The 24,352-nt window shown below is 68.7% G+C and carries 19 protein-coding genes; 10 read left to right on the top strand and 9 right to left on the bottom strand.

Going from position 1 to position 24,352, the window contains the following annotated elements:
* Positions 1-57 precede the first annotated feature (57 nt).
* Positions 58-1,467 carry a DUF1552 domain-containing protein gene (locus tag WME89_RS00685; protein ID WP_438007360.1) on the top strand — a complete coding sequence of 470 codons (1,410 nt, stop codon included), beginning with the start codon at positions 58-60 and terminating at the stop codon, positions 1,465-1,467.
* A 666-nt stretch (positions 1,468-2,133) separates the two neighbouring features.
* On the opposite strand, the gene WME89_RS00680 is transcribed toward WME89_RS00685, so the two are convergent.
* The 3 genes from WME89_RS00680 to WME89_RS00670 all read right to left on the bottom strand — a co-directional run bounded on the left by WME89_RS00680 (position 2,134) and on the right by WME89_RS00670 (position 5,417).
* On the bottom strand, positions 2,134-2,826 hold the full coding sequence (locus tag WME89_RS00680; RefSeq protein WP_438007359.1) for a DUF899 family protein: 693 nt from the start codon (positions 2,824-2,826) through the stop codon (positions 2,134-2,136).
* A 575-nt stretch (positions 2,827-3,401) separates the two neighbouring features.
* Positions 3,402-3,737, bottom strand: coding sequence for a hypothetical protein (locus WME89_RS00675; protein WP_438007358.1), 336 nt, complete (start codon positions 3,735-3,737; stop codon positions 3,402-3,404).
* 6 nt (positions 3,738-3,743) lie between these two features.
* Positions 3,744-5,417, bottom strand: a complete 1,674-nt coding sequence (locus WME89_RS00670; protein WP_438007357.1) for an alpha/beta fold hydrolase — start codon at positions 5,415-5,417, stop codon at positions 3,744-3,746.
* Between the two features lie 638 nt (positions 5,418-6,055).
* On the opposite strand from WME89_RS00670, the gene WME89_RS00665 reads away from it, so the two are divergent.
* Positions 6,056-6,814, top strand: a complete 759-nt coding sequence (locus WME89_RS00665; protein ID WP_438007356.1) for a hypothetical protein — start codon at positions 6,056-6,058, stop codon at positions 6,812-6,814.
* A 156-nt stretch (positions 6,815-6,970) separates the two neighbouring features.
* On the opposite strand, the gene WME89_RS00660 is transcribed toward WME89_RS00665, so the two are convergent.
* The 5 genes from WME89_RS00660 to WME89_RS00640 form a co-directional block, all read right to left on the bottom strand.
* A complete protein-coding gene (locus tag WME89_RS00660) occupies positions 6,971-7,849 on the bottom strand; it encodes a PAS domain-containing protein (protein WP_438007355.1) in 879 nt (292 codons plus the stop codon).
* Between the two features lie 324 nt (positions 7,850-8,173).
* Complete coding sequence (locus WME89_RS00655; RefSeq protein ID WP_438007354.1) at positions 8,174-9,058, bottom strand: NAD(P)-dependent oxidoreductase; 885 nt, start codon at positions 9,056-9,058, stop codon at positions 8,174-8,176.
* A 258-nt stretch (positions 9,059-9,316) separates the two neighbouring features.
* Positions 9,317-9,613 (bottom strand): hypothetical protein, encoded by a 297-nt coding sequence (locus WME89_RS00650; RefSeq protein WP_438005929.1) that lies wholly within the window; start codon positions 9,611-9,613, stop codon positions 9,317-9,319.
* A gap of 16 nt (positions 9,614-9,629) precedes the next feature.
* The gene (locus WME89_RS00645; protein ID WP_438005928.1) at positions 9,630-10,727 is read right to left on the bottom strand and encodes an IS630 family transposase; all 1,098 of its coding nucleotides are present in this window, start codon (positions 10,725-10,727) and stop codon (positions 9,630-9,632) included.
* A 185-nt stretch (positions 10,728-10,912) separates the two neighbouring features.
* Positions 10,913-11,839, bottom strand: coding sequence for a LysR family transcriptional regulator (locus tag WME89_RS00640; RefSeq protein WP_438007353.1), 927 nt, complete (start codon positions 11,837-11,839; stop codon positions 10,913-10,915).
* 137 nt (positions 11,840-11,976) lie between these two features.
* On the opposite strand from WME89_RS00640, the gene WME89_RS00635 reads away from it, so the two are divergent.
* Genes WME89_RS00635 through WME89_RS00625 form a run of 3 tightly spaced genes read left to right on the top strand, consistent with a single transcriptional unit; the run spans position 11,977 to position 15,862 of the window.
* A complete protein-coding gene (locus tag WME89_RS00635; protein ID WP_438007352.1) occupies positions 11,977-12,666 on the top strand; it encodes a (2Fe-2S)-binding protein in 690 nt (229 codons plus the stop codon).
* A gap of 2 nt (positions 12,667-12,668) precedes the next feature.
* Positions 12,669-13,673, top strand: coding sequence for an FAD binding domain-containing protein (locus WME89_RS00630; protein WP_438007351.1), 1,005 nt, complete (start codon positions 12,669-12,671; stop codon positions 13,671-13,673).
* Positions 13,670-15,862 carry a xanthine dehydrogenase family protein molybdopterin-binding subunit gene (locus tag WME89_RS00625; RefSeq protein WP_438007350.1) on the top strand — a complete coding sequence of 731 codons (2,193 nt, stop codon included), beginning with the start codon at positions 13,670-13,672 and terminating at the stop codon, positions 15,860-15,862. Before WME89_RS00630 ends, WME89_RS00625 begins: the two co-directional genes overlap by 4 nt.
* Before the next feature lie 166 nt (positions 15,863-16,028).
* On the opposite strand, the gene WME89_RS00620 is transcribed toward WME89_RS00625, so the two are convergent.
* The gene (locus WME89_RS00620; RefSeq protein WP_438007349.1) at positions 16,029-16,421 is read right to left on the bottom strand and encodes a hypothetical protein; all 393 of its coding nucleotides are present in this window, start codon (positions 16,419-16,421) and stop codon (positions 16,029-16,031) included.
* 110 nt (positions 16,422-16,531) lie between these two features.
* Here WME89_RS00620 and WME89_RS00615 point away from each other — a divergent pair, with 110 nt between their 5' ends.
* The 5 genes from WME89_RS00615 (at position 16,532) to WME89_RS00595 (ending at position 24,301) form a co-directional block, all read left to right on the top strand.
* A complete protein-coding gene (locus WME89_RS00615) occupies positions 16,532-16,675 on the top strand; it encodes a hypothetical protein (RefSeq protein ID WP_438007348.1) in 144 nt (47 codons plus the stop codon).
* 229 nt (positions 16,676-16,904) lie between these two features.
* Entirely contained in the window at positions 16,905-17,147 is a 243-nt protein-coding gene (locus WME89_RS00610; RefSeq protein WP_438007347.1) for a hypothetical protein, read from the top strand.
* Between the two features lie 276 nt (positions 17,148-17,423).
* Positions 17,424-19,640, top strand: coding sequence for a hypothetical protein (locus WME89_RS00605; RefSeq protein ID WP_438007346.1), 2,217 nt, complete (start codon positions 17,424-17,426; stop codon positions 19,638-19,640).
* A 148-nt stretch (positions 19,641-19,788) separates the two neighbouring features.
* Complete coding sequence (locus WME89_RS00600; protein WP_438007345.1) at positions 19,789-20,616, top strand: SDR family oxidoreductase; 828 nt, start codon at positions 19,789-19,791, stop codon at positions 20,614-20,616.
* A 739-nt stretch (positions 20,617-21,355) separates the two neighbouring features.
* Positions 21,356-24,301, top strand: coding sequence for a sugar-binding protein (locus tag WME89_RS00595; RefSeq protein ID WP_438007344.1), 2,946 nt, complete (start codon positions 21,356-21,358; stop codon positions 24,299-24,301).
* The last annotated feature ends 51 nt before the right edge of the window (positions 24,302-24,352 follow it).

Here is a 24,352-nt window from a genome sequence, read left to right as displayed (position 1 = left end):
CGCGCCGCTTTCAGCCGAAGGAATTTTCTGAGGACCGCTACCGGCCTTTGCGTCGCGTTGCCGTTCCTCGAGGCGACGCACGGGGATGTCTGGGCGGCCGACGGCAGGGCCCGGCGGTTCATCGTGTTCTTCAGCCATGGCGGCACGATCACGTCCCGCCATTCGTCCGGCGAGAAGGGGGATCCCTGGAAGCCGGGCGCCTGGAGCATGCTCGACCTCTGGGCGCCGGGCGGCGAGGGACAGGCGCTCGAGGTCCTCGGCGAGGAGATGGCCCCGCTCGAGGCGTACAAGGGTGACCTCACCCTGCTCCGCGGCGTCGACGACGCCGCCGGCGTGGTCCAGGGGGACTACGGCGGGCACCACGGCTGCTCCAACGCGACAGTGCTCACCTGCGCCGATACGACCTCGGGGGGTGACGACGCCAGGGCGCTCGGCCCGTCGATCGATCAGGTGATCGCCCAGCGGCTCGCGGGCCAGAGCCCGACGCCTTTCTCGTCCATCGATCTCATGGTCGACGGCCACAACTATGGAGAGCCGCTCTACAGCGCCGCGGGAGAGCAGGTGTCCACCGAGAAGGACCCGACGAGCGCCTTCGACAGGCTGTTCAAGGACGTCGCGGAGTCCTCGTCGGGCCCGACGCCCGAGCAGCTCCGGATCCGCGCCCAGCGCAAGAGCGTGCTCGACGGCGTGAGCGAGCACCTCGCGGCCTTGAAGGGGCGCGTGAGCGCGGCCGACAGGCACCTGCTCGACGCGCACGCCGAGCACATCCGGAGCCTGGAGAAGAAGCTCGAAGGCGTCGCCAACCTGGCGGCCTGCACGAGGCCGGACGTCGGCGGTGCGCCCGTGTACCAGGGATACGGCTCGTACACGGGGGGAGGGATCGAGGAGGCCGCTCCCCTGATGGTCGATATCCTCCTGCACGCGCTCCGCTGCGGCCTCACGCATGTAGCCACGTTCCAGATCGCCGACGTCCTGACGAGCTGGTTGCCTCAGCCCTACAGCACCGATCTCGGCCACAGCCTCGGCCACGCTGGCCTCGACGTAGGGCCGAGCGGCGCGGAGCCCGACAAGCTCGCGGACTGGCGTGAGACGATCCTCGCGAACCGCAACTGGCGGATGGAGATCTTCGCGCGCCTGCTCGACGGGCTGAGGAGCACCCCCGAGGGCGACGGCACGATGCTCGACAACAGCGTCGTGCTCTTCACGAGCGAGTTCGGGTGCGGGGGCGGGCACTCGCCGCGCGACATCCCCGTCCTGCTCGCCGGCAAGGCAGGCGGCAGGTGGCCGGGCGGCCGGCACGTGAACTACAACAAGCGCGCGAGCGCGGACCCAACGCAGTCGGAGTACGAGACCGACGTCTCGACGCACAACGTCTACACGTCCATCCTGCGCGCCTTCGGCCACGAGGACGCCCACTTCGGGAACGACACAGCGTACAGGAAGGGCCCCCTGGCGGAGCTGCCGTAGGGCTGGTGTCGCGCGTCAGAAGTCCCGCCAGAGAAACCGGTCGATAACGAGCGATCGCCGGAAACAGTAGCAATTTTCGTGGCTTCCGCCTGTTTCGCCGCCGAGGGCGGCTCCGGTGTGGCCGAGCGGGGCGCCCTCCGCCGCGGCGTCGCCCGCGGTGAAGGGCCGCGGCATCACCGATCGGGGTCGGCGCCTGACCTGGCGTCGCAGCGCCGAGGGGTTCTCCTTCGCGCGCCGCCCTGTCGCCGGGCCCTTCGATGCGCTGCCGCCTGTCTCGGGATCGTGCCTGCGTCCCGCACTCTGCCGGCCCAACGCCTGAATCAAGCCGAGCCGCGAAGCGGCTTCGGCTTGATTGAATTGCTAGGCCGCGACATGTGCGAACGATTCAAGGCGGCCGCAACTCCTACAGCGGTAAGTGACTACAGGTAGCGTCTTGTTGCCGGATTGAACGGCAGAGAACCGCCAGGGTGAGGTGTTGGGAGCACCGCTTGCCCAGCTGGCTTGGCTGCCGATGCCACTGTCACCACTGTCGATCATGAAGCCCTTCTCGAGCTCTCCGTCACATCTAATGCATTTTTCCATGACAACCTCGATATGTCCAGAGCGACTCAACGCCAGCGTTCAGCCGCGGTCCCGCGAAGCGGGGACGCCGGCTGAACCGCTTTGTCATGCGTCATTGGTGTCGTGTGGATGAGGAAGATCCTGGACCCACCAGGTCGGATGCTGAGGGTAACCGGGCGGTGAGTCCTCCCACTCCTCCTGACGCCCGTAAGGCAAGAGGTCTCGCATGCTGTTGGCGAAGACCAGCCGGTCCACCCCACGTCGCGTGGTGGTATAGGTGCGGTAGACGCTGTCGGCGTTCCGGAGGAACACGCTGAGCAGAAAGTTGCCTCCTGCCCCACAGTCAGCGGAGAAGGTCGTGCCTCGCGACGATGCGAACGGAATGTGCATCCAGTGCTGATGCTCCCACACTCTCTGCATCTGCTCCAGCGGCATGTCCGATACAGTCGCCCAACTCGCGCCGGCTTGCGCGAGCCGCGCGAGGCCATTGGCCGGGATGCCGTCGGTAAACCATGTGCAACCCGGGCAAATGTGCTTCGGACCCGTGTCCATGAACTGGTAAAGGAGCAATTGGCTATTCTCACCGAACAGGTCGAGCAACGAGACCGTTCCGCGTGGAGTTACGAACGCATAGTCGGATCGAAACCTCACCATCGGCAAACGGCGACGCTGTGCTGCGACTGCGTCCTGGGCACGGGTGGCCGCCTTCTCGGCGGCGAGCAGCTCCGCGCGGGCATGAGCCCACGCCTCGGGATCGACGACATTGGGCTCTTTGCCCGTGGCAGTCGGCTTCTTCATGGTCCTTCCTCCATCAATGAGAGTGCGCGACGACGCCTGACGCCTGAGTCAAGCCGACCTGCGAAGCAGTGTCGGTTTGAATGAACTGTTAGGCCGGGATGGTAGCACGAGCCGCGGGCAACACAACCGCGGGCCTGGGGTGACGGATGCGGACGATAGCTTGGGCGAGCCAGGAGCTTGGCGAAGCCAGAGCAGGTGATGGCGCCGGCCGGACCGCATCGCGCGCCGCCTCCGCGCGCGCAGGGGGGTCGGCCAAGGTCGCGCTGATCGTCGTCTGCTGCAGCTATGTTCGGAGGCGGGCGCCGGGATCACGGAATCGTGAGCCCCAACCCGAGCGCATAGACGCCCTCGAGGCTGGCTCGCGGGGTCACCGGCCGGCGGGGCGCTGGCCGGCCGATGGGCCGATCTCCACGGTGCTTCGGGCTGCCTTCGCAGGCCCCGCCGCGCGAACGCGTCGAGCAGAGGCTCGGGTCGGTGCGGTCAGCATCATGGGTCCAGGCGCCGCGTGGGCTGCCTCATCCCATCCAAGGGGCCGCCTGAACGAAGCAGTCTGCGGGAGGAGCCGAAGCGTCACCTCACCTCGCCCCGGCGAGCTTGATGGTGATGGCGCGGGTGGGCTCGTCGCAGCCCGAGTCGATCGGGTTCTCGGGGTCCACGCCGAGCGGCTCGTCCGGGTCCGGCCAGCCGTCGCCGTCCAGATCGACGAAGGCGAAATAGTACGTGGGATACGGGACTACGCCGATGGTCACGGTGTAGCTTCGCTCGTTCGGAACGATGTCCATGGTACGACCGAACCCCCCGGCGTTCCGGTCCATGGCACGCAGCTCGGTGCCGTCTTCGTGATAAGCCCCGTCGAGGAAGACCACATGCAGACGCGGATTGAGCCGCATGTCGCCGGACGTGCGTTGCACGACGGGTCAGCGCCCGACGCGGAGGCTCCTTTCACGCGCGAGGCGCGCGACGGCCGCCCAGTCGACCGGCGCCACCTGCCTCGGCGCGGGGGCGCGCGAAGCCGTGTTCTCCCACATGTCCTTCGTGCCGAAGAGCATCTCGACGACCGCCGGATCCTCGTCCCACGTGACGGGCACGAGGTCCTCGAGGCACGACGTATCGACAGGGGCCTCGGGGGCCGCGATGAACTTCGCCATCATCTGCGTGCCGCAGGGCGCCGCATCGGCGGTCTTCACGGGGGACTCCATCGCGACCACGTGCGGGCTCCAGGGCACCGCCACGAACGTCTGGTGGGGCGCGGTCAGCCTGTCGGCCGCCAGCTTCGCCGGGCCGATGGGCGTCTGCGGGTCGAGCAGGCCGTTCATCGCCAGGATGGGCACGGAGGAGCGGGGCCATTCGCCCCAGAACTGGTCGTGCGGATACCGCGGCCAGGCATCGTAGAGCTGGCCGATCTCCAGCGCTGCCCCCGGGCAGGCGTGCTGCGCATCGCAGCGCGCCTGGAGCTCGGCCGGGGTCGGGGCCGGTTCCTCCCACAGCTCGGAGAGGGCCACGTGCCTCGCCAGGACGTCCGAGCCCCGCGGCTCGCCGCCGTCGTCCTGCGAGGAGGAGCCGCCCAGAACCTGCATGTAGCGGCCGACCACCTGCACGTCGCCCGCCTCGCAGCGGTCCATGCGGTAAGCGAGCGGGAAGAGGTGCGTCCGCAGGGTGCGCATCTGCGCGAAGGCCGGGGCGATCGACGCGAACAGCGCGACGCCGGTGCCGAGCTCCGAGCAGTGCCCCTTCGTGAGCTTGCCGAAGAGCGCGTCGACCTTCGCCCAGGGGTCGGGCCCGAGCTTCGCCCCGCAGACCGGATCGGCGGCGCAGATCGCGGACATGTCCTTTAGCACGGGATCGAACTGCGTATCGTACGAGGACAGGTACTGCGCGCCCGGCGATACGATCGAGTCGAGGATCACGGCGTCGACCGCCTCGGGGTACTTCTGCAAGAAACGCAGCGCGCGCGCCGTCCCGTACGAGGCGCCGTAAAGGATCACCTTCTTGCCGTCCTCGCGCGTCCGCTCGATGAGGCGCGCGAGATCGTCGGCGTCGGCTGACGTCGTGAAGTGCGCGAGATCGTCGCCCCACTGCGCCTTCAACGCCTGGATGCAGGCGGGCCACTCGCTCGCGCTGATCTCCGCCCCGTCCTCCGAGCTCGGGTCCTCCTGGACCGGGCATTCGAAGCGGCTCGAGAGCCCGACGCCGCGGTGCTCGAGCACGTACCAGTCCACATCGGGCATCACGCGCTCCCATAGCTGCTCGATGAAGCCCGTGAACATGTTGCCGGAGTCGCCGGGGCCACCTTGCAGGAGCCAGACCTGCGCCTTCGCCGCTCCGCCCGGCGCGAGGTGGCGCGACACGAAGACGGGCAGCGTCTCGCCGTCAGGCTTCGATGGATCGAGCGGCAGGGCGACCGTGGCGCACTCGGAGATGAAGTCGTCCGGGCAGCTTCCCCATTCGACCGCCGAGCTGCCGTCCGAGCCTCCATCGCCGTTCGTGCCAGGGCTGGCCTGGTCATCGCCGCCGGGGCAGCCCGCAGCGAACGCCGTGAGCCCGAGCACCACGGGGAGGAGCCCCCCCCGAAGGACAGTCTGTGTGATCATCGTCGTTAACCTCGCAATCATCGGAACGGCCAAAGGCTGAACGGCGCGAGGTCTGCGGTGGCAATGACCACGGCGCCGGCGGCGTCGACGAGTGTGCGGATGTCGAGCGCCGTATTGTGTGTTCCCGCTCGGTCTGGCTCTGTTCAACGCCGGCCTCACTTTCCGTGGTCGCAGGTGAGCCCCCGGCAGCTCAGCGCTCCGGGGCTGTGGCCCGACGGTCGCGGACGCCATGACAAAATAATCTGAAGGACCGCTTCCGGTGCTGGCATCAAGTCCCGTGAGCTGCCCGGATCCGGGCGGCGAACGGCGCCTCGCTGACCTCCTCCGTGGCCGCGCGGGATCGCGTCGCGCCCGCTCGTCCGGGCGAGGCGGCGCTGCGCGCGTCTGCCATCGACACGCGAGCTGCTCGGAGCGCCGCGACGACGCCTCCGGGGCGGCCGATGTGCAGCGGGAGCCCCGCATCGATACCTTCAAGTTCATCGATCAGCTCATGTGCGCCGATTGAGCGTGGGCCCGGCGCGGGAGGCGCGGCCGCCCCGGGGAGGCCCGTAGCAGCGCGCCGAGGTTCGAGCGGTTGAAGAGGTAGATGAGCTGCGCGGCGAAGAAGGCCAACAAGACGCAACACAAACAGGATTCTCATGAAGCACGGCCACGCGCGACTCATGTTATCAAGCGCTACGCTCAAGGAGCTCGGCGCCCGGGCGATGCTGACCTCCGGACGCCTCCTGCCGGCGTTCGTGCTCCCCATGCTTGTCGATTGTCAGTCCGGCGACCTCGACGAAGACGCCGCCCTTCCTGAGAGCGGGGCGAGCGAGTCCAGCCTCGACGGCATCGGAGACAGCATCCCGATCGGAATCGCAAACGTCAACGACTCGCCGCTCAAACAATCAAACTATCGAGCGCTGCTCCGCTTCGTCCCGCGTTCCACGGTGACCATCGACCGCTTCTACTTTGGCTTCAAGTTGAAGGGGGCGAGCTGTGACCAGCCCGGCGCAGGCGGCTATGGCGGCGGGAACGGCGGCACTCTCGTGGGATCTCTCGTCAACATCGATGCCAGCACTGGCCTGCCGACGACGACGATTGCGAGCGAATCCGTGAGCGCGTGCGCTCGATTCACCGAGGCAAAGAGCGCGGTGGGCGGGAGCACGCCCGTGATGCTGTGGGTGTCCACGGGGCTGGTCACGCTCCAGGCCGACACCATGTACGGGCTCATCGTTCGCAACAGCGACGGCAATCCAGCGAGTAACTTTTTCTCGTTCAATATGCCGTACGCCGACACCGCTCATGCTGGGCCACATGATCTGGGCTGGTCCGCATTCAGCCTATCATGCATCTTCTCTGTCGGGTCGCCCCGTGAGATAAGCCTGCGGGGCTCTTCGCCGCGCGGCGGGGCATGAGGGCGGCGATCGCGCCGGCGGCGAGCACGGTGATCGCGACGTGGCGGCGGCGGTGGCGGACGACCTTGGACAGGGCGGGGATGGCCATGCGCCTGGGTACGTACGCCCGAGCAGCTGGACCCTGCCCGCCGGCGGGGCGCGGACTGGCCCGCAATGTCACCGCTCCCCGGAGGTGGCCACCTGTCTCGCTGCAACGATCCGGTAGGACAGGCGGCCGAGCGCATACTCGAGCCCGCGCTCGAGGCTGCCGCGCGTCGTGATGCGGCCGAGGTCGACGTCGAGCCCGACTAGGGTCTGCGCCGCGGCGGGGCCCATGCCGACGAGCACGCTCTCGCAGCCGAGCAACGCCGCGGCTTGCACGGTGCGCAGCAGGGCCTCGGCGGCCATGGTGTCGACGAGCGGGACGCCCGTCACGTCGATGATCACGAAGCGCGCGGAAGCGTCGCCTATCGCGGCGAGGACGCTCTCGGTGACCTGCGCGGCCCGCTCCTGGTTCAGCGTGCCGACGAGCGGCAGGAGCAAGACGCCCTGCCAGATGCGCACGACCGGCACCGCGAGCTTTTCGAGCAGCGTACGCTGCGCCTCGATGATCCCGAGCTGCGCGCGATTTTCAGCCTCGAGCCGCTCGGCCGCGACGAGCTTGCCCTTCATGTTCGTGATGTCCGTGATGATGCCGCAGAGCCCGGCCACCTGCCCGGCGTCGTCGCGCATGGGGTACTTGCGCGTCCACATCGTCCGCTCGACGCGGTCGGCGCCGGTGACCACCTCCTGGTTCTCGTCGGGCTCGCCCGTGCTCACGACGAGATCGTCGTGCTCCCAGAAGACTTCGACCTGCTCGGCGGGCCAGAACCCCCTGTCGTCCTTGCCGATGAGCTCCTCCCGCGGGTACCCGACGAGCTTACAATACCCCTCGTTGACGGCGACCCAGCGATGCGCCCGGTCCTTGATGAAAATGGGATCGGGCAGGGTGTCGAGGATGCGCTGGAGCAGCTCGACGCGGCGCCAGGTGAAGGGTTCGACGGGCAGGCTGGTCATTGCAACTCTGCGCACCCCCGCCGAAAACACACGCTGCGCACTCCCGTCGAAAACATATGCTTCGATCATACCAAGGAATGCCCTCCGGCTCAAGAGGTGCTCCGGCCGCCCGGCAGCCTCGGCTTCGCGCTCGCCGGGCTCGAGGGGGCGCTCACGCCGAGCGGGCTCGGGCCCGTAGCCCGAGCTCGCGTGGGGCCATACCTCGATACGCACCGGCTTCTTGAGGAAGCCAGTCCTGGGCATTCTGGCATGACGGGAAGGGCCCCCTCCGCGCCCCCGCGCACCCTTCCCGCTCCCCGACGGCCGCCGCCGCTGTCGTTGCCGTCAGCCGCGGGGCTGATCTTGAATGGCGTTGAACACGGCGGCCATCTCATCGGCGCCGTGGCCGAGCTGCAATGCCCGTTTGAAGTAGGACAGGATGAGCTCCGGGACGCGCCGGTCGATGCTGTTCTCCTGGCTGAGACGCGCGATGTGCTCGATGGCGCCGGTGTGAGTGTCCAGCGTGCAGTCGGTCCCCTTGAAATCGCCGGTCGACAGCATCTTCTTGCACATGTCGGCGGTGATCGAGATGAGCGGCGTGATCGCCTGGAACTTGGCGAAGTACGCGTCGAGGGGAAACTTCTCCGACGCGCAGATGGCCGCCCCGTGCAGGAACGACAGCGTGGCGCCGTAATAGCTCTCCAGGAGAGCGCAGTCGAGCGCCGCCGCGGCCCCGATCGGCTCGCCGACGTGGGAGGTGGCCCCGCCGAGGACGCGCAGCGTCGGCTCGTGGCGGTCATAGAGCTCCCGGGGACCCGAGTAGAACACCGCCGTCTGTTCACCACCGATGTAGCTGGGGTAAGCCAAGATGCAGCCGTCCAGGTAGTTGATCCCGACGCCCGACGCCCATGCCGCCCCGCTGCGAGCGTCATTGGGCGTGCCGCTGGTCAGCTGTACCAGCGTCCGGCCCTTCGCGGCCTCGGCCACGAGGGGAGTGCGGAGGACCTGGTCGCTCGCTTCGTAGTTGGACAGCGAGATGATCGTCACGTCGCTCTCGCTGCACGCCTGCTCGGGCGTCGCCGCCACCTTCGCCTGGCCCTGAAACGGCTCTGCCTTGCTGTGGGTCCGGTTCCACACGGTCACCCGATGACCGGCGTTGATGTAGGCGCGCGCCAGCGCGGCGCCCATCTGACCCAACCCAACAATCGACACGGTCTCTTTGTGCGACATGATCTATCTCCTCTTCCTGGGATCGCCTGAGGGCATCCAAGCCCGGCCGGCCAGCCACGATCGTAGCCGGATGGCGCCCCGCCGATCCAGGGACGGACTCGGGGAACGCTGTACTAGTACAGCGTTCCCCAAGTTCGTCCCTGGATCGGCGATGTGCCAGCCCCGCTACGGGCTGAGCCGGCCGGGCCTATGAACAAAGCGAACTCGTCGCTGAACGTCGACGCAATGTCCGGCGGCGTAATGCCCCCGCCGGGCCAGCTACTCGATGGCCGCGAGCGTCCAGGGGAAGTCGGTCATCATCAGCTTGAGCAGGTCCTGCCATTGGCCACGGAAGCCGGTCTTCTCCCACTTGCCGGTGTGGGTCGCGATCTCGAGCGTCCAGAGGTGGACGGTGTCACGGCGCAGCCTGGCGTGCGCGGTCGGGTCGGCTTCAGGACCCGACTCGATGATCACCATCTGGCCGTACTTCCGGGCCCTCAGGTGTTGCAGTCCGTGCGCTTGGAGGTAGGAGCGGACCGCGTCGGCGTGCTCAGGGGCGGCGTGCGGCTTCGACATCGGTCCGCACGGAAGCTCACGCTGCGTACGATGGCAAGGTCGCCCGCCACTGGCCGCGGAACTTCCAGCGGAAGGGCCGGGCTTCGTGCTCGTTCCACTGGCGTACGAAGCCGAGCACGCCCCGGCTCAGCTCCTCGGCGGAGGCGAAGGAGGCGTGCTTGAGCACCCGACGGCTCAGGACGCTGAACCACAGCTCGATCTGGTTGACCCACGACGCGTGGATGGGCGTGTAGACGAAGTGGAAGCGCCCGCCGTGCCGCGCGTTGAACTCGTTCCACCTGGCGCCGTGGTGAATGTTTAGATTGTCCCAGATGATGTAGACGTCGCCCGTGGGGTAGCGCTCCGCCACCTCGTCCATGAACGCGAGCAGATCGGCGGCGGTGCGTGTCGGTCCACAGCGCGACACCACCTCGCCCGTCTTGACGTTGAAGGCGCCAAGCAGCGTGAGCGTGCCGTGGCGCTGGTACTCGAACTCCCGGCGCGCGGCTCTTCGGCTGCGGCACGGCTGCATGGGGAACCGATGCTGCAGCGCCTGCATGCCGGTCTTCTCGTCGACGCAGAGCACGGTCGCGCCTGCGGGAGGCTCCAGGTACAGCTTGCAGATCGCCTCGACCTTGGCGCGGAAGTCCGGGTCCGGGCTGTGCAACCACAGTCGGACGCGATGCGGTCGGAGGCTGGCTCCCTGCAGCACGCGCCAGACCTCGGTGCGGCTCAGCTCCACCTCGGTCTCCAACTTCAGTGCCTTGGCCAGCTGGTCCAGGGTCCAGACCTGCTCGAATGGGACCTTGTGCTCATCGGGGCGGCTGCAAGCCAACTTGATGAGCTCGTAGTGCACCGCGGTCGCCACGCGCGGGGGTCGCCCCGTGCGCGTCCTGTCCTGCAGCACCGCCTCGTCGGCAAGCTCTGCGATCCGGTTGCGCCACTTGCGCACGGTCTTGATGTCGCAGGCTACAGCGCGTTGGATCTGCTCGTTGCTCCATCCCTCGTCGGCCAAGAGCGCGATCCGGGCACGCTGCGCATCGCGCTGCGAGGTCTTGGGCGAGCGCGCCGTCTGCTCCAGCTTCTGGCGCAGCGGCGCGGGCAGCAGGACGGGTTTTGCGCGAGCTCGGGGCACCTACGCGCGTGGGACCTGGCCCGAGCCGATGGCTTCAAAAGTGCGCACCATCGTAGATGACCAGGCAATCTCGCCTCGCAGACCGTAACCGCTGCGCAGGTGCTCGCCACGCTCAGGCTGCGGACCCTCGCGAGGGCCTCGGCTGGGTCACTCCGGATCCAGGGACGAACTTGGGGAACGCTGTACTAGGCTCGCTTCGGCTTCGGCGACGAGGAGCGCGCGAGCTCGACGATCTTGCCGCGGAGGAACCGGCACGCGTCGTCGTCGTCGGTGCTCGACGGCCACAGGAGCTCCGTCGGCGAGCCCTTGATCACGAAGGGCAGCGGGCGCGTGGCGAGGTGCGGGCGGGTCTCGCGGATCTGCGCGGCGATCGTGGTCGGCACGGTCGCGATGAGGGCGCTGCCGTCGAGCAAGGCGCCGAGGTTCGCGAACGTCGAGACGGAGCAGCGAATCTTGCGCTGGCGCTGTACCACGTCCTCGACGATGCCGCGGAGGTCGCCGTTGTAGCTGACGATCACGTGATCGAGCGCGAAGTAGTCCTCCGCTGTCGGCGCGCGGCGCAGGCGGGTGTGGCGCGGGTCGAAGAGGCACACGAAGCCGCCACAGAACAGCGGCTGGCGGCGCACTGTCGCGGGCAGCTCGTCGGCGACGGTGATCGCGGCGTCGAGGCCGCTCGCGAGCGCCGCCGCGACCGTGCGGAACTGCACCGGGATGGAGACGACGCGCATCCGCGGCGCCTCGCGCGCGAGGACGCGGATCAGCGCGGGCAGCAGCCATACCTCCGTTGTATCGGACAGGCCGAGGCGCAGCGTGCGCTCGCTGGTCGCCGCGTTCCAGTGCGGCTCGCTGAGCGCGGCGTCGACGATCGCCTGGAGGTGAGGCACCAGCGTCGCGTGCAGCCGCTCGCCCCGGCTGGTGAGGGCGAGGCCGCGCCCGCGCCGCACGAACAGCGGAGCGCCGACCGCGGTGGTCAGCCTGCGCAGCGCCGCGCTGACCGCCGGCTGGGTCAGGTACAGGCGGCGCGCCGCCGCGGTGACGCTGCCCGTGTCCACCACCACCGCGAACACGCGCAGGAGGTTGAGGTCGAGGTCTCTCCCATAACCGGCGTTCATATGACGCATATATCCTATTCGTTGGCCTGGTGGGATGCACGGGGGCATGGTGACGACGAGACGAGTCGTCCCCAGCTCGGCAGCGCCGGCTCGTCGTGTTTCCGCTCGCCACCGAGGGCCGCTGCGGGGAGATGATCATGCACGACAAGACAGATCCGTCATCGCCTGTTCCTGGAGCGCAATCGAAGCAGGAGACCGCCGGTGAATCGAGCTCCGACGCCGATCCGGCGGCCGGCCTGATCACCCGGCGTCAGTTCACGGCGGGCTCGATCGCCGTGGCGACCGCCGCGGCCAGCGGGCTGTCGCTGCACGAGACCGCCTGCTCGGGCGCCGACCTCCCTGCGAGCAACGCGGACTCCACCGTCCGGTTCACCGTCAATGGCGCGAGGGCCGAGCTCGACATCGACGGACGCTCCTCTCTGCTGGATGTGCTCCGCGAGCAGCTCCAGCTGACCGGCGCCAAGAAGGGCTGCGACCACGGCCAGTGCGGAGCGTGCACCGTGCACCTCGATGGCCGCCGCGTCGCTTCCTGCCTCACCCTCGCCGTGCAGGCCGAAGGCCGGGAGATCACGACGATCGAGGGGCTATCGCCGGCGGATGGGCCGCTGCACCCCTTGCAGCAGGCCTTCATCGATCAGGACGCCCTCCAGTGCGGATATTGCACGCCCGGCCAGATCATGGCGGCGGTGGCCTGTGTCCGCGAGGGCAACGCCGGGTCCGCGGAGCAGATCCGGGAGTACATGAGCGGCAACCTGTGCCGGTGCGGCGCCTATCCCGCGATCCTCGCCGCGATCCAGCAAGCGGCTCCGGAGATCGAGGGGACCTGATCATGCGAAGCTTCACGTACATACGGCCCTCGACGCCGGCTGAAGCGGTCGATGCGATGGCCGACGGCGGCCCCGGAGCCCGGTTCCTGGCGGGAGGGACCACGCTCTACGATCTCATGAAGCTCGGCGTCGAGGCCCCTCTCAGGGTCATCGACATCACCCACCTCGACGCGCTTGCCCATTTCGACACCTCCGGTCCGGACGAGCTCGTCTTCGGGGCGCTGGCCCGGATGACCGATGTGGCCGCCGATCGCCGGCTGAAGGAGGACTATCCCGCGCTGTCGGAGTCGCTGTGGAAGGCCGCCTCGCAGCAGCTGCGCAACATGGCGCGGGTGGGCGCAAACCTCTTGCAGCGAACCCGCTGCCCCTATTTCCGCGGCGGCGAGGTGTTTCCCTGCAACAAGCGGGCGCCCGGCAGCGGGTGCGCGGCGCGCGACGGCGTGGACCGCGGCAGCGCGCTCCTCGGCGCGAGCGACGCCTGCGCCGCGGTCTATCCGGGGGACTGGGGCGTGGCCCTGGCAGCGTTCGACGCGGTGGTGGACACGCTGAGCCCGCGAGGCGAGCGCTCGATCCCCCTCCTCGGCCTGCACCGGGAGCCGGGCTCCACGCCGGAGGTCGAGACGGTGCTGGCCCCTGACGAGCTGATCGTGCGCATTCGCGTGCCGGCGTCGCAGGCGGGCCGCGCGTCGACCTACCACAAGATCCGCGACCGCGAGTCCTACGCGTTCGCGCTCGCGTCGGCGGCCGTCGCCGTCCGGGTCGACGCCGGCGTCGTCGCCGAAGCGCGGGTCGCGCTGGGCGGCGTCGCGACCCGGCCCTGGCGGTCGCCGGAGGCCGAGGACGCTTTGCTCGGTCAGCCGCTCACCGAGGACGTCGCGCAGCGCGCCGGCCAGGCGGCGTTCGCGGCCGCGAGGCCGGGTGTTCACAACGCCTTCAAGATCGAGCTCGGGATCCGGACGGTCACGGACGCCTTGATGATCGCGCGACAGAGGGGAGAGCAGCCATGAGCAATCCGGATATCCCGAGGGTCGACGCGCGCGAGAAGGTGCGCGGCGCGGCCCAGTATGCCGCCGACCATGTCGTCCCCGGGCTCGCCCACGCGATGCTCGCGGTGGCGACGATCGGCCGCGGTCGCGTCGTGAGCATCGATAGTGGGGCGGCCCGCGCCGTCCCCGGCGTGCGGCTGGTCCTGACCCACCTCGACACGGCGGGCCTGAAGTCACCCGGGTACGTGATGGGCGGCGGCTACGGTTTTCAAAGCCTGCTGCCCATGCTCGGCGCCGCGATCGCCTATCGCGGCCAGCCGATCGCGCTGGTGGTGGCCGACACGCTCGAAGCGGCGAGAGAGGGCGCGGCGCTCGTTCGCGCCACGTACGAGCAAGACGCCATCAGCGTGACGCTGGACGCGCCCGGCGCGGAGATCCTCGCGCAGGCGGACTCCCCGTTGCCGAAGCCGGCCTTCGCCGATCGGGTCGTCGGCGATGCGGAGGGCGCGCTGTCGACGGCCGCGGTGCGTGTGGACACGACATTTCAAGGCCCTCCCCAGCACCAGAACCCGATGGAGCTTCTGGCCGCCGTGGCGGAGTGGTCCGAGGGGACGCTCACGATCCGCGAATCGACGCAGAACGCCGAGGCGATCAGGAACGGGTTGGCGCAGATCTTCGGTTTGCCTCCGGGCAGGGTCAGGGTGATCTCGCCGACGGCCGGCGGAGGCTTCGGTCAGAAGAACTCGCTGCAGGCGCACACGGCGCTCGTCGCGCTGGCGGCGCGCGAGCTCGGGCGGCCGGTCAAGCTGGTGGTGCCCAGGGCGCAGATCTTCAACACGGCCAGCTTCCGCCCCGCCAGCCGCCATACGGTGCGGCTCGGGGCCGATGCGTCGGGGCTCATGGTGGCCGCCGTGCACGAGGTCGATCACCAGACCTCGCGCCATGACCTCTTCCCGCTGATTTACGCGGATCTGACCGCGCGCCTGTACGGCATCCCGAACTTCCGCGGCCGCGAGCGCCTGGTCCGCAACGACATCCAGACGCCGGGCTTCGCGCGCGCCCCCTTCGAGCACATCGCCGCGTGTGCCTTCGAGACCGCCGTGGACGAGCTGGCGTACGCGCTCGGGCGTGACCCTGTCGCGCTCCGCGTCGCCAACGATGCGCCGACGGACCCGCTGACCGGCCTACCTTTCTCTTCCCGGCACGTCGTGGCATGCCTGGAGCGGGGCGCCGAGCGGTTCGGCTGGGAGCGGCGAACGCCGGAGCCGGGCTCGATGCGCCTGGCCGACGGCACGCTCATCGGGTGGGGTGTCGCGCTCGGGGCGTACAAGGCGGCGACCGCGCCGGCCATCGCGATGCTGCGCTTGACCGACGCGGGCGAGATCTTCGTGAGCGTCGGCGGGCACGAGATGGGCCAGGGCATGCGTACGGCCATCGCGGCCACGGTCGCGATGGAGCTCGGCGTCCCGGCCGGCGCGGTGAACATCCTTGTCGGAAATACCGGCGTCGTGCCCCAGCACCTCACCGCCGGCTCATGGGGGTCCGCCACGACCCTGCCTGCGGTGCGCCAGGCGGCCTTGAACATGGTGCAAGAGCTGCAGCGGCTCGCGGGCGACGGCCCGGCGGACCGCGCTTTCCAGCAGATCCTGCGCGACGCCGGCAGGTCGCATGTCGATGTCGAGGCGCGTCACCGCGCGCCTGGCCAGCCGGACTCGATCTTCGGCCGTGTCGCAGAAGGGCACGTCTCGGCCGTCGGCCCGGCCTATCCCGAGTTCGTCTCGCTGAGCTATTGCGCCCAGTTCGTCGAGGTGCACATCGAGCCGCGCACCCGGCGGATCCGCGTCCCGCGCGTGGTGAGCGTGGTGGACTGCGGCCGGGTCATCAGCCCCCGCACGGCGCGCAGCCAGGTCATCGGCGGCGTGGTCTGGGGGATCGGCGCGGCGCTGCGCGAGGTGAGCGAGGTGGATGCCCGATACGGCGGGTTCCTCAACGCCGATCTCGAGGAGTACGTGATCCCGGTCAACGCGGACATCGGGTCGATCGAGGCCGAGTTCATCGACGAGCCGGACCCGGTCCTCAACAGCCTGGGCCTCAAGGGTCTTGGCGAGGTGGTGATGGTCGGCGTGGCGCCCGCGATCGTCAATGCCATCCATCACGCCACCGGGCGCCGCATCCGCCATTTGCCGGTCCGGATCGAGGACGTGCTGTGATGGGGGTAGATTGAACAGGGAGGCGGGGAGACAGGGAGTATTTTGACGATTTCCCTCCCCGTCTCCCTGCCTCCCTGTGAATATTCCGAAGAGTTTGAGGGGAGTGCCTCAGCCGCGACAGAGGACACGGCGTTTCTTTGGTCTCTCCTCTACCCTAGGGATCTGGCTAGGGAATGCAGCTCCGGCTGACGTAATCCTTGAGCACGTAGCCATACATACCGGCACAGCCGCTGCTGCTGCCGACGTACACGTACGCCCACGAGTCATGGACGGAGTAAACCCAGAGCAGGGTCCCGTAGTAGATGGGGTACCCGCAGGCGTAGCCGCCGTTCGGCGCGGTGCGCAGGCTCAGCGTCTCGGCGCAGCTCCCGTTCCATGCGTCACGCATGATCGCGTCGGCCGCCTCGCCGACATTCTCGTCGCCGGCGCTCTCGTTCAGCGTGCTCTCCTCACCGGCCACCTGGCCCCCCTCCACCTCGCCGTCGTCCACCCCGGACATGCAGCCCGCGACCACCATCGATACGAATGACAACGCCAGCGACGCGAAGAGCTTCTTCATGAATTGACCTCCTGTCCAACTCACGACGATACGCGGGGCCGGATCATTGAATCAAGCAAAAAGCGCGTACAGCAGCGACACAAAAGTACATCCACTGGAGGACCGAGCGCGTGAACATCAATCTCGACGCGCCGGCGGCTTTTGGGGAACCGCCGCGGCGGATCCATCAAAAAGAGGAGGCGCGCTGGCCGCAGGCGCCCTACGTGTCACATGCGCGTTCGGATCTGCGCCCATCTGATCATGGCCGCCGTTGACGGCAATATGCACGCTCGCGGTGCAAGGTGTGAGAGCGCGCCGCCGCGGACGCCAAGCACGAACGCGGCCAAGACGGTGGCGAGGCGAGCACCCAAACGCGGTGCGCCGCAGCCTCGATCCGTCCCTCCGTGCGAGGAGCACGAAATCGGCGGGAAGAGGAGCCAATCAACGAAGGCCCAGGGCTTTCCTTCCTCCATCGAGGTGTTCGAATGGGCCTTGCCAGATGCCTTGTCCGCCCGGAAACGCGGCTCGCTGCCGTCGTCCTGGCGTCGCTCGCGGTCGCATGCGCGGGCCCTGAGCCAGCAGCTGCGCACGGCGTCGACGACGCCGCTCGATGGCTGGGTGGTGTGCGTCGCCTTCGCGCTGACGCAGGGCGACGCCGCGGCGTGGAGCGAGTTCGTCGGGGGCCTCGAGGGCGTGGAGCTCTCCGCCGAAGCCGCCGAGATGCTCGCGGACCTCTCCCGCTGCTGAGGAGGACTCCGCGCCTCGGCAACTTCGCGAAGCTTGCACATTGAACCCGTCGAACTCCGCCGTGAGCGGTCCTCGCCGCTTCGCCTCGAACCTGGCCTCGCCGGTGTCGGTGTCATGCGGCAAATTCGTCCTCGGGCGACGCGGTGCTAGTACAGGGCTCCCCAGGTTCCTCCCGGGTTGGCGTGGCCCAAAGGCGATGTGATTTCGCGTCGACACGTCCTTGCCGGGCCCGGGACGAACCCGGGAAACGAAGCACCACTCTGCAGCCGCTGTACAATGCGCCCTCGCTCCCGCCCCGGCCCGGCGCACCCGCTCCTCGCCGCGATCGCGCTGTCGTCATCGCTCCTCGCCTGCTCCGCGTCGCCGGCCGGCAGCGCCGCGGCCGGCGCGCCCCGCGCCTCGCCGCTCGACCCCCTCGCGCCGTACACGCCGGAGGACGCGCTCCCGGGCGCCTCGCGCGTCGACTTCCGGCTGCCCCGCCGCGGCCCGCCCGCCTTCTACACCCTTCCCTGGCCGAGCGAGCTCTGGCGCCGAGACGACGGCTCCATCGCCTGGAGCACCTTCCCGGGCGCCGGGAAGGCGCTGCTCTCCTCGTACATCGCGGCGGCCGAGGCCGACCGCGCGGGCTTCTCTGTCGCGCCGGCCATCTACTTTCACCTCTCGTCCGCGCCGGACGCGCGCCGGCTCCCGACCCGGCCGGCGGACACGATGTCGCTCGCGTCGCCCGTGTTCCTCATCGACGTCGACCCGCGGAGCCCCGAGCGCGGCGCGCTCATCCCGCTCGAGCTCCGTCACGTGGCAGCGCCGCTCCGCTTCATCCCCGCGGGCACGCTCGCCGCGAAGCCGGTGCCCGGGGTCGTGCTCCGGCCAGACACGCTCCATCTCGCCGTCGTCCGGCGCGATCTCGGCGACCCGGAGGGGCGATTGCTCGGCACCACGCGCGATCTCGAGAGGTTGAAATGGACTGGCCCCCTCCCCGACCCGGTCGAGGAGCGCGCCCGCGCGCTGCACGCCGCGCCCCTCGATTACCTCGCCTCGCGCGGCGTGGGGCGGGGCGACATCGCCGCGGTGGCGCTCTTCCGCACGGGCGCGCCGCACGCCGTCTCCGAGCGCCTCTTCGAGGCGGCCACGCGCCTCCCGCCGCCGCTCGCGCCGCGCCTCGTGAGCGCCGCCTGGCAGCCCGACCCGCGGCCGTCCTCAGAAAAGCGGTCCTACTTCACGATCACCGGCACCTACTGCACGCCGAACTTCCAGTCGCGGATCGCCGAAGCCCCGTTCCTCTCGGGCGGCGGCACCCTCGCGCCGGACGAGGCGGGCGCGCCGCGCGTCGTCGAGCTCCCGCCCGGGTCGCGCTACCGGACGGACGCTTGCGGAGGCCTCCTCAGCGCCCGCTACGTGCTGACCGTGCCGAGGGTGCGCCCGCCGCCCGGCGGCTTTCCGCTGCTCGTCGCGGCGCACGGCACCGGCGGCGACGCGACGGATTTCCTCGGCGAGGGCAACTTCGCCGGCTGGGCTGCCCGCCAGGGGATCGCCGCCGTCTCCACCGACCAGCCCCTGCACGGCGGCGCCGGCGCGCCCGGCGCGCGCCCCGGCAGCCGGGACGCCGCGGCCTTCTCGATCGCGGGCATCCCGGTGGGCCGGTTCCGCGGCCAGCGGCTCGGGGCGGCGCTCGCCTTCTACAACCCCGTGAACCCCGCGGCGACGCGCGACAACCTGCGCCAGGCCGGCGTCGACGCGAGCCTGCTCGCGCGGCTGATCGCCGGCACCGACTTCTCGAAGGCGGCGCGGCCGCGAGGCAGCGGCCGGCTCCTCGGCGCGGTGCCCGGCCGGGCCGCGCCCCGCTTCGACGGCGGCCGCGTCCTGCTCGCGGGCCACTCGCAGGGGAGCCAGTCGGCGGCGGCGCAGGCGGCGCTCGACCCGCTCTTCCGCGGCGTGATCCTCTCCGGGTGCGGCGGCGACGCGCGCCTCGGCATCCTCCGCCGCGGAGATCTCCCGTTCATGCCGCTCATCGAGGCCGCGCTGGGGCTCCGGGAGGGCGAGCTCACCGAGTTCCACCCCTTCATGACGCTCGTGCAGAGCCTCGTCGATCCCGTGGATCCGCAGAGCTACGCGCGCCTCTACCGCGAGCCCCTGCCCGGCCGGAGGCCCCAGAACGTGCTCCATTTCGGCGGCCTCGCCGACACGTACACGCCGCCCGAGACAGCCGTCGCGCTGGCGACCGCGCTCGCGGCGACGCCGCTCCGCCCTGTCCGCGCGGCCGCGGGGGTGCTCCCGTTCCTGCGCGCCGCGCCGCCGGAGTGGCCCGTCCGCGGCAACATCGCCGGTGGACAGGCCACGGCGGCGTTCGTGCAGGTGCCCGCCACGCGCGGGGAGGACGGCCATTTCGTCCTGTTCCACGAGCGCGACGCCGCGGAGCTCGCGATGCAGTTCATGCGCAGCGCGGTCGCGAGCGCCGCCGGCCCGGCCGAGGTGGGGCGCGCGCCGGGCCGCTGAGCCAGGCGTCCCCTCGCGGCTTGCGCTTTCCGGACGACGCTGTTCGAATGGCGCCGCGGGGGGCGCGGGGGTGTCTTGTCTCTCTCGCCGGAGAGGGGCGAGGCAGGCCGCTCGCGACCATCCCCTGCGAGGGAGCGAGAGAGAGCGCATGAACGGGAAGGTCTGCGTCGTCACGGGCGGCAACACGGGCATTGGCAAGGAGACGGCGCGCGGGCTCGCGCAGCGCGGCGCCAGGGTGGTGCTGGCGTGCCGCGACACAGGCAGGGCCGAGGCCGCGCGCGACGACATCGCGCGCACCACCGGCAGCAAGGACGTGGAGGTGATGGCGCTGGATCTCGCGAGCAAGGCGAGCATCCGCGCCTTCGCGGAGGAGCTCCGCGCGAAGCGCGATCGCCTCGACGTCCTGGTGAACAACGCCGGGGTGTGGCAGCGCTCGCGCGCCGCGACCAGGGACGGGATCGAGGCGACGTTCGGGGTGAACCACGTCGGGACGTGGCTGCTCACGCAGGAGCTCCTCCCGCTGCTGAAGCAGAGCGCGCCGTCGCGGATCGTGGTCCTGTCGTCGAAGCTGCACTATCGCGGCCAGATGGGCTGGGACGATCTGCAGTTCGAGCGGCGGAAGTACGGCGCGGGCACGGCGTACAGCCAGTCGAAGCTCGCCAACGTGCTCTTCACGAAGGCGCTGGCGCGGCGGCTCGAGGGCACCGGCGTCACGGTCAACGCGGTCCACCCGGGCGTCGTCGCGACGGAGCTCATGCGCGAGTTCCCGAAGATCGTCGTGAAGCTCTTCAATCTGTTCCTGCTCACGGCCGAGCAGGGCGCCGCGTGCTCGCTCCACGTCGCCACGGCGCCGGAGCTCGCCGGGGTGACGGGGGAGTACTTCGAGAAGAGCCGCATCCTGCCGGCGGTGACGGCGGCGCTCGACGAGGCCGCGCAGGAGCGGCTCTGGAAGCTGACCGAGGCGCTGGCGGCGTAGCGCCGCCCGCCAGGGGTCCCGGCCAGTCCGGGATGTCGTCGAGGCGACGAGGCTTACGTCCCGCGGCGCCTCGCGCCCGCACCTCGTGACGCCGCGCTCCAGAGGCGCCCCGCCAGCCTTGTTCTCCCTCGGACTGGAGCCCACCGCGGGCCCGTCGATTGGAATTGACGCTGGTCATGTGAGCGTTCACAATACGCCCCATCGGCATCCTTTTGCTTCGCCACTCGCCATGGATGGGTCCGTCGTGAGCACCGACACCTTCATCATCCGATCGATCTGGGCACCGACTCCGTTCGCATGGTCTACCAGCTTCGCCATCGTCTGCTCGAAGGCGGAGCTTCGCGCTGGCGTGACGTAACCAGAGGGGGCCTCATGCACGAGACACAGCCGTCGGCGCTTCGATGTCCTCTGCATGCTCGATCGCGACGCGGCACGAGCTGCCTCCTGCAACCTGTGGAGTGAACGCGGTCGATTCGATGCGTCGATGAGTTGCTGACGCGGCGCCACTTTCCCGGGAGGGAGGCGCCTGGCACGAGGAAACTTTCGTCACCTGAGGTGAGCGTGGCGATCCGCCATCGAGATCCTCGAATCGTCCTTCCTTTTGCCTCCCCCTTCCCCTGACCGGGCGCGGCGGGCTGGACTCGATTCAATTCGCCCAGCGATGCGCCATCGGATGATGGGCGCACCGCTATTCCGCTATTTTCGCGCACTCGCAGAATGTCGAAGAGAGAAGAAAACGATGGCCAAGCAGAATGTATCCTCGCTGGTTCTTTGCTTCATGGCGCTCTCGCTGGCCTGCGGTGAGAGCTCATCGCCGGGCGCTGGCACGGACGGTGGAGCAGGCGGGTCGGTCGGCGGCGATCCAGGCGGCGCAGGTGGTTCGACCCCCTCGCCCGGCGGCGCCACCGCCGGTCCAGGCGGGACCTCGACCGGCGGCAGCGGCGCCTCCGACGGCAGCGGCGGCTCCGGCGGCGAGGGTCAAGCCGGTTCGGGTGAGACGATCTCTCCAGTCGCGTGCGAAGAGCTCACAGACGTCGGGTCGGCGACCAGTATTTCACTGGACGGCAACGATATTCAGAGCGGCAACATCAACGGCCTCACATTCAAAGGCTTCGGCGTCCTCAGCGCCAACGGCACCAGCGAGCTCTTGATGGATTACAAGGCCGAGCACCCCGAGCGATATGCGGAGCTGCTCAAGATCCTGTTCGGCGGGGCAAGGCCCATCATCACGCACGTCAAGGTCGAGATGGGCAACGACCGAAACAACTCCACCGGCCCGGACGCCGCCACGATGCGGCTGGCAAATGAAGCGGCCAATGTCAGGCGGAGCCCCGGCTTCCAGCTCGCTGCCGACGCCAGGAAGGTCAACCCCGATCTCAAGGTGAGCATCCTGCGCTGGAACGCTCCCGGCTGGGCAAACAACAACGACAAGGTGTATACCTGGTATAAAAATACCATTCTGGCCGCGTACCGCGCTTACGGTTACATGGTCGATTACGTCAACCCCGGCCTCAACGAACGCACGCCGGATTTGACGTGGACCAAGCAATATGCCGCTCGGGTGAAGGCGGACACCGCTGGCTTCGATGACGCGACAGAGCAAGCGCTGTACAACAGCATCAAGGTCGTGATCTCCGACGAGGTCGGGGTCGGCTCGTTCGGCGGCACTATCATGAGCGACGCCGCCCTGCGGAGCGCCGTGGCGGTCGCCGGATACCATTACAACACGGATGACGACGGCGCGGGCAACTTCAAGAAGGTCGCGGAGCAGCTCGACAAGGAGGTCTGGAACAGCGAGGCCCAGGCCACATTTGGCAACACGGCCTTCCGACCCGGCAACAACATGAAGGATCCCACGGTGGCAGGCACCGGCATCGGCGGCATCAACGGCCCGCTGGAGATGGGCAACACCATCATCAAGGGGTTCGTCAACTCCCGCCGGACTCACTTCATCTACCAGCCGGCCATCGGCTCCTTCTACGAAGGTGGGCAATTTTCCTTCAAAGAACTGCTCAGCGCACGCGACCCATGGTCGGGCTGGATCCACTATGACGCAGGCCTGGACATCCTGAGGCATTTCAGCTGGTTTGCGAAGACCGGCTGGGAGAACCAGGACAACACCGCGGGGATCTGGAGGGTGGTGCCTCAATCCAGCGACACCGGCGCGACGGGCACGAACCCTGTCAATGGACGCAACGGCACCCCCAGCTACATGACGCTCGCCGCTCCCGACAAGCGCAATTTCTCGACCATCTTCATCAACGACAGCGAGCGCGCGCAGACCTACGAGCTCCAGGCGGTCAACATGGACTATGCGGGCAACCCCGCCCTGGAGCTCTGGGAGACACGCGCGGCAGACCCGGGAGCAGCCTTCAACAGCAACTACATGAAGTACCGCTGCAACATGTCCGCCGACGCCAGCGGCATTTACACCATCATTGTCGACCCCTACTCGATCTTGACCGCCACCACGTTGGCGAACACTGGAGACGCGGCACACAATCAACCGTTGCCGGTAGAGGGTGCGCGCACCGTGCTCGACACAGATGCGAACGGCTCGACTCAGAACACGTCCGACAAGGTTCTGTACGCCGACAAGTTCGACTATTCCACCAGGACCGTCCCGGTGTTCGGGTCAGGCGGCAAGATCACGGGGACCGAGAGCTATATAGCGTCCCGCGGCGGACCCCAGAGCGTGATCCCCCGCTACGCCAGCGATCGCAACGGCGCGTTCGAAGCGTATCTCCCCGACGGCTCCAGCAACTTCGTCCTGCGCCAGCAGGTAGATCGGCCGACGATGGGGCTCGGAGGCACGTGGAACGAAGGCAACCCGATCACAGCCATCGGAGACAACCGGTGGCTCGACTACAAGGCCAGCGTCGACGTCTCATTTGAAAATAACAGCACCCAGGGCGGCAACAACTACGCTGCCATCGGAGCCCGGCAACAGGGCGGCGGCAACTCCCACTACATCAACGGCACCCCCTATTTTCTGAAGTTCTGGTTCGACGGCGGCTGGCAGCTGCTGGTCGACGGCACGTCCGTGGCCAGCGGGAATGTGGTCAGCGGCTCTGGCGGCGCGAAGATCAACGGCTTCGACGCCGCTCACGACGCATGGCACAACATCGCCATTCAGGCCGTGGAGAACAAGGTCACTGCCTTTCTGGACGGCGTGACGCTCGCCACCTACACCGATCCTAATCCCAGGCTTTCCGGTCGCGTCGACCTGGCCAGCGGTTATTACTTCACCCGTTTTGACAACCTGAAGGTGGAGACAGTCGACGGCCATGCCCCGTACTATTCTGAGCTGCTCGACGATCTCGAGATGAACGATCTGGCTCCCTCGCCTTCGCCCAAGCTGGTTTACGGCGGCGCGTGGGCTCATGAGAACGGCAAGAGCATGTACAATTATCAGCGTTCCCTCTCCACGAGCCGAGGGACGGGCTCCACGCTGGAATACACATTCACGGGCACTGGGCTGGACATTCTGGGTCCGAACAACGGCTCGGCGAAGCTGGAGGTCACGGTGGACGGACAGGTCGTCGATTCTTCGGCCAGCACGCTGGCCTCCAAGGAGCTCTACCAGACGTTTTCACTCCGTGGGCTTGGTCGTGGTGCACACACCGTTCAGGTCAAAGTGCTGGGCGGGACCTTGGTCGTGGACGCCGTGGCGGTTGTTCTGTAGCCGCAAAGCAAACTTCATTCGTTGGAGATAGATCCATCATGATCCGAAATT

This window comes from Sorangium sp. So ce321, assembly GCF_051530195.1.
GTDB lineage: Bacteria > Myxococcota_A > Polyangia > Polyangiales > Polyangiaceae > Sorangium.
The sequence above is the reverse complement of the archived record's forward strand: the minus strand, read 5'-3'. Positions and strand labels throughout refer to the sequence as shown.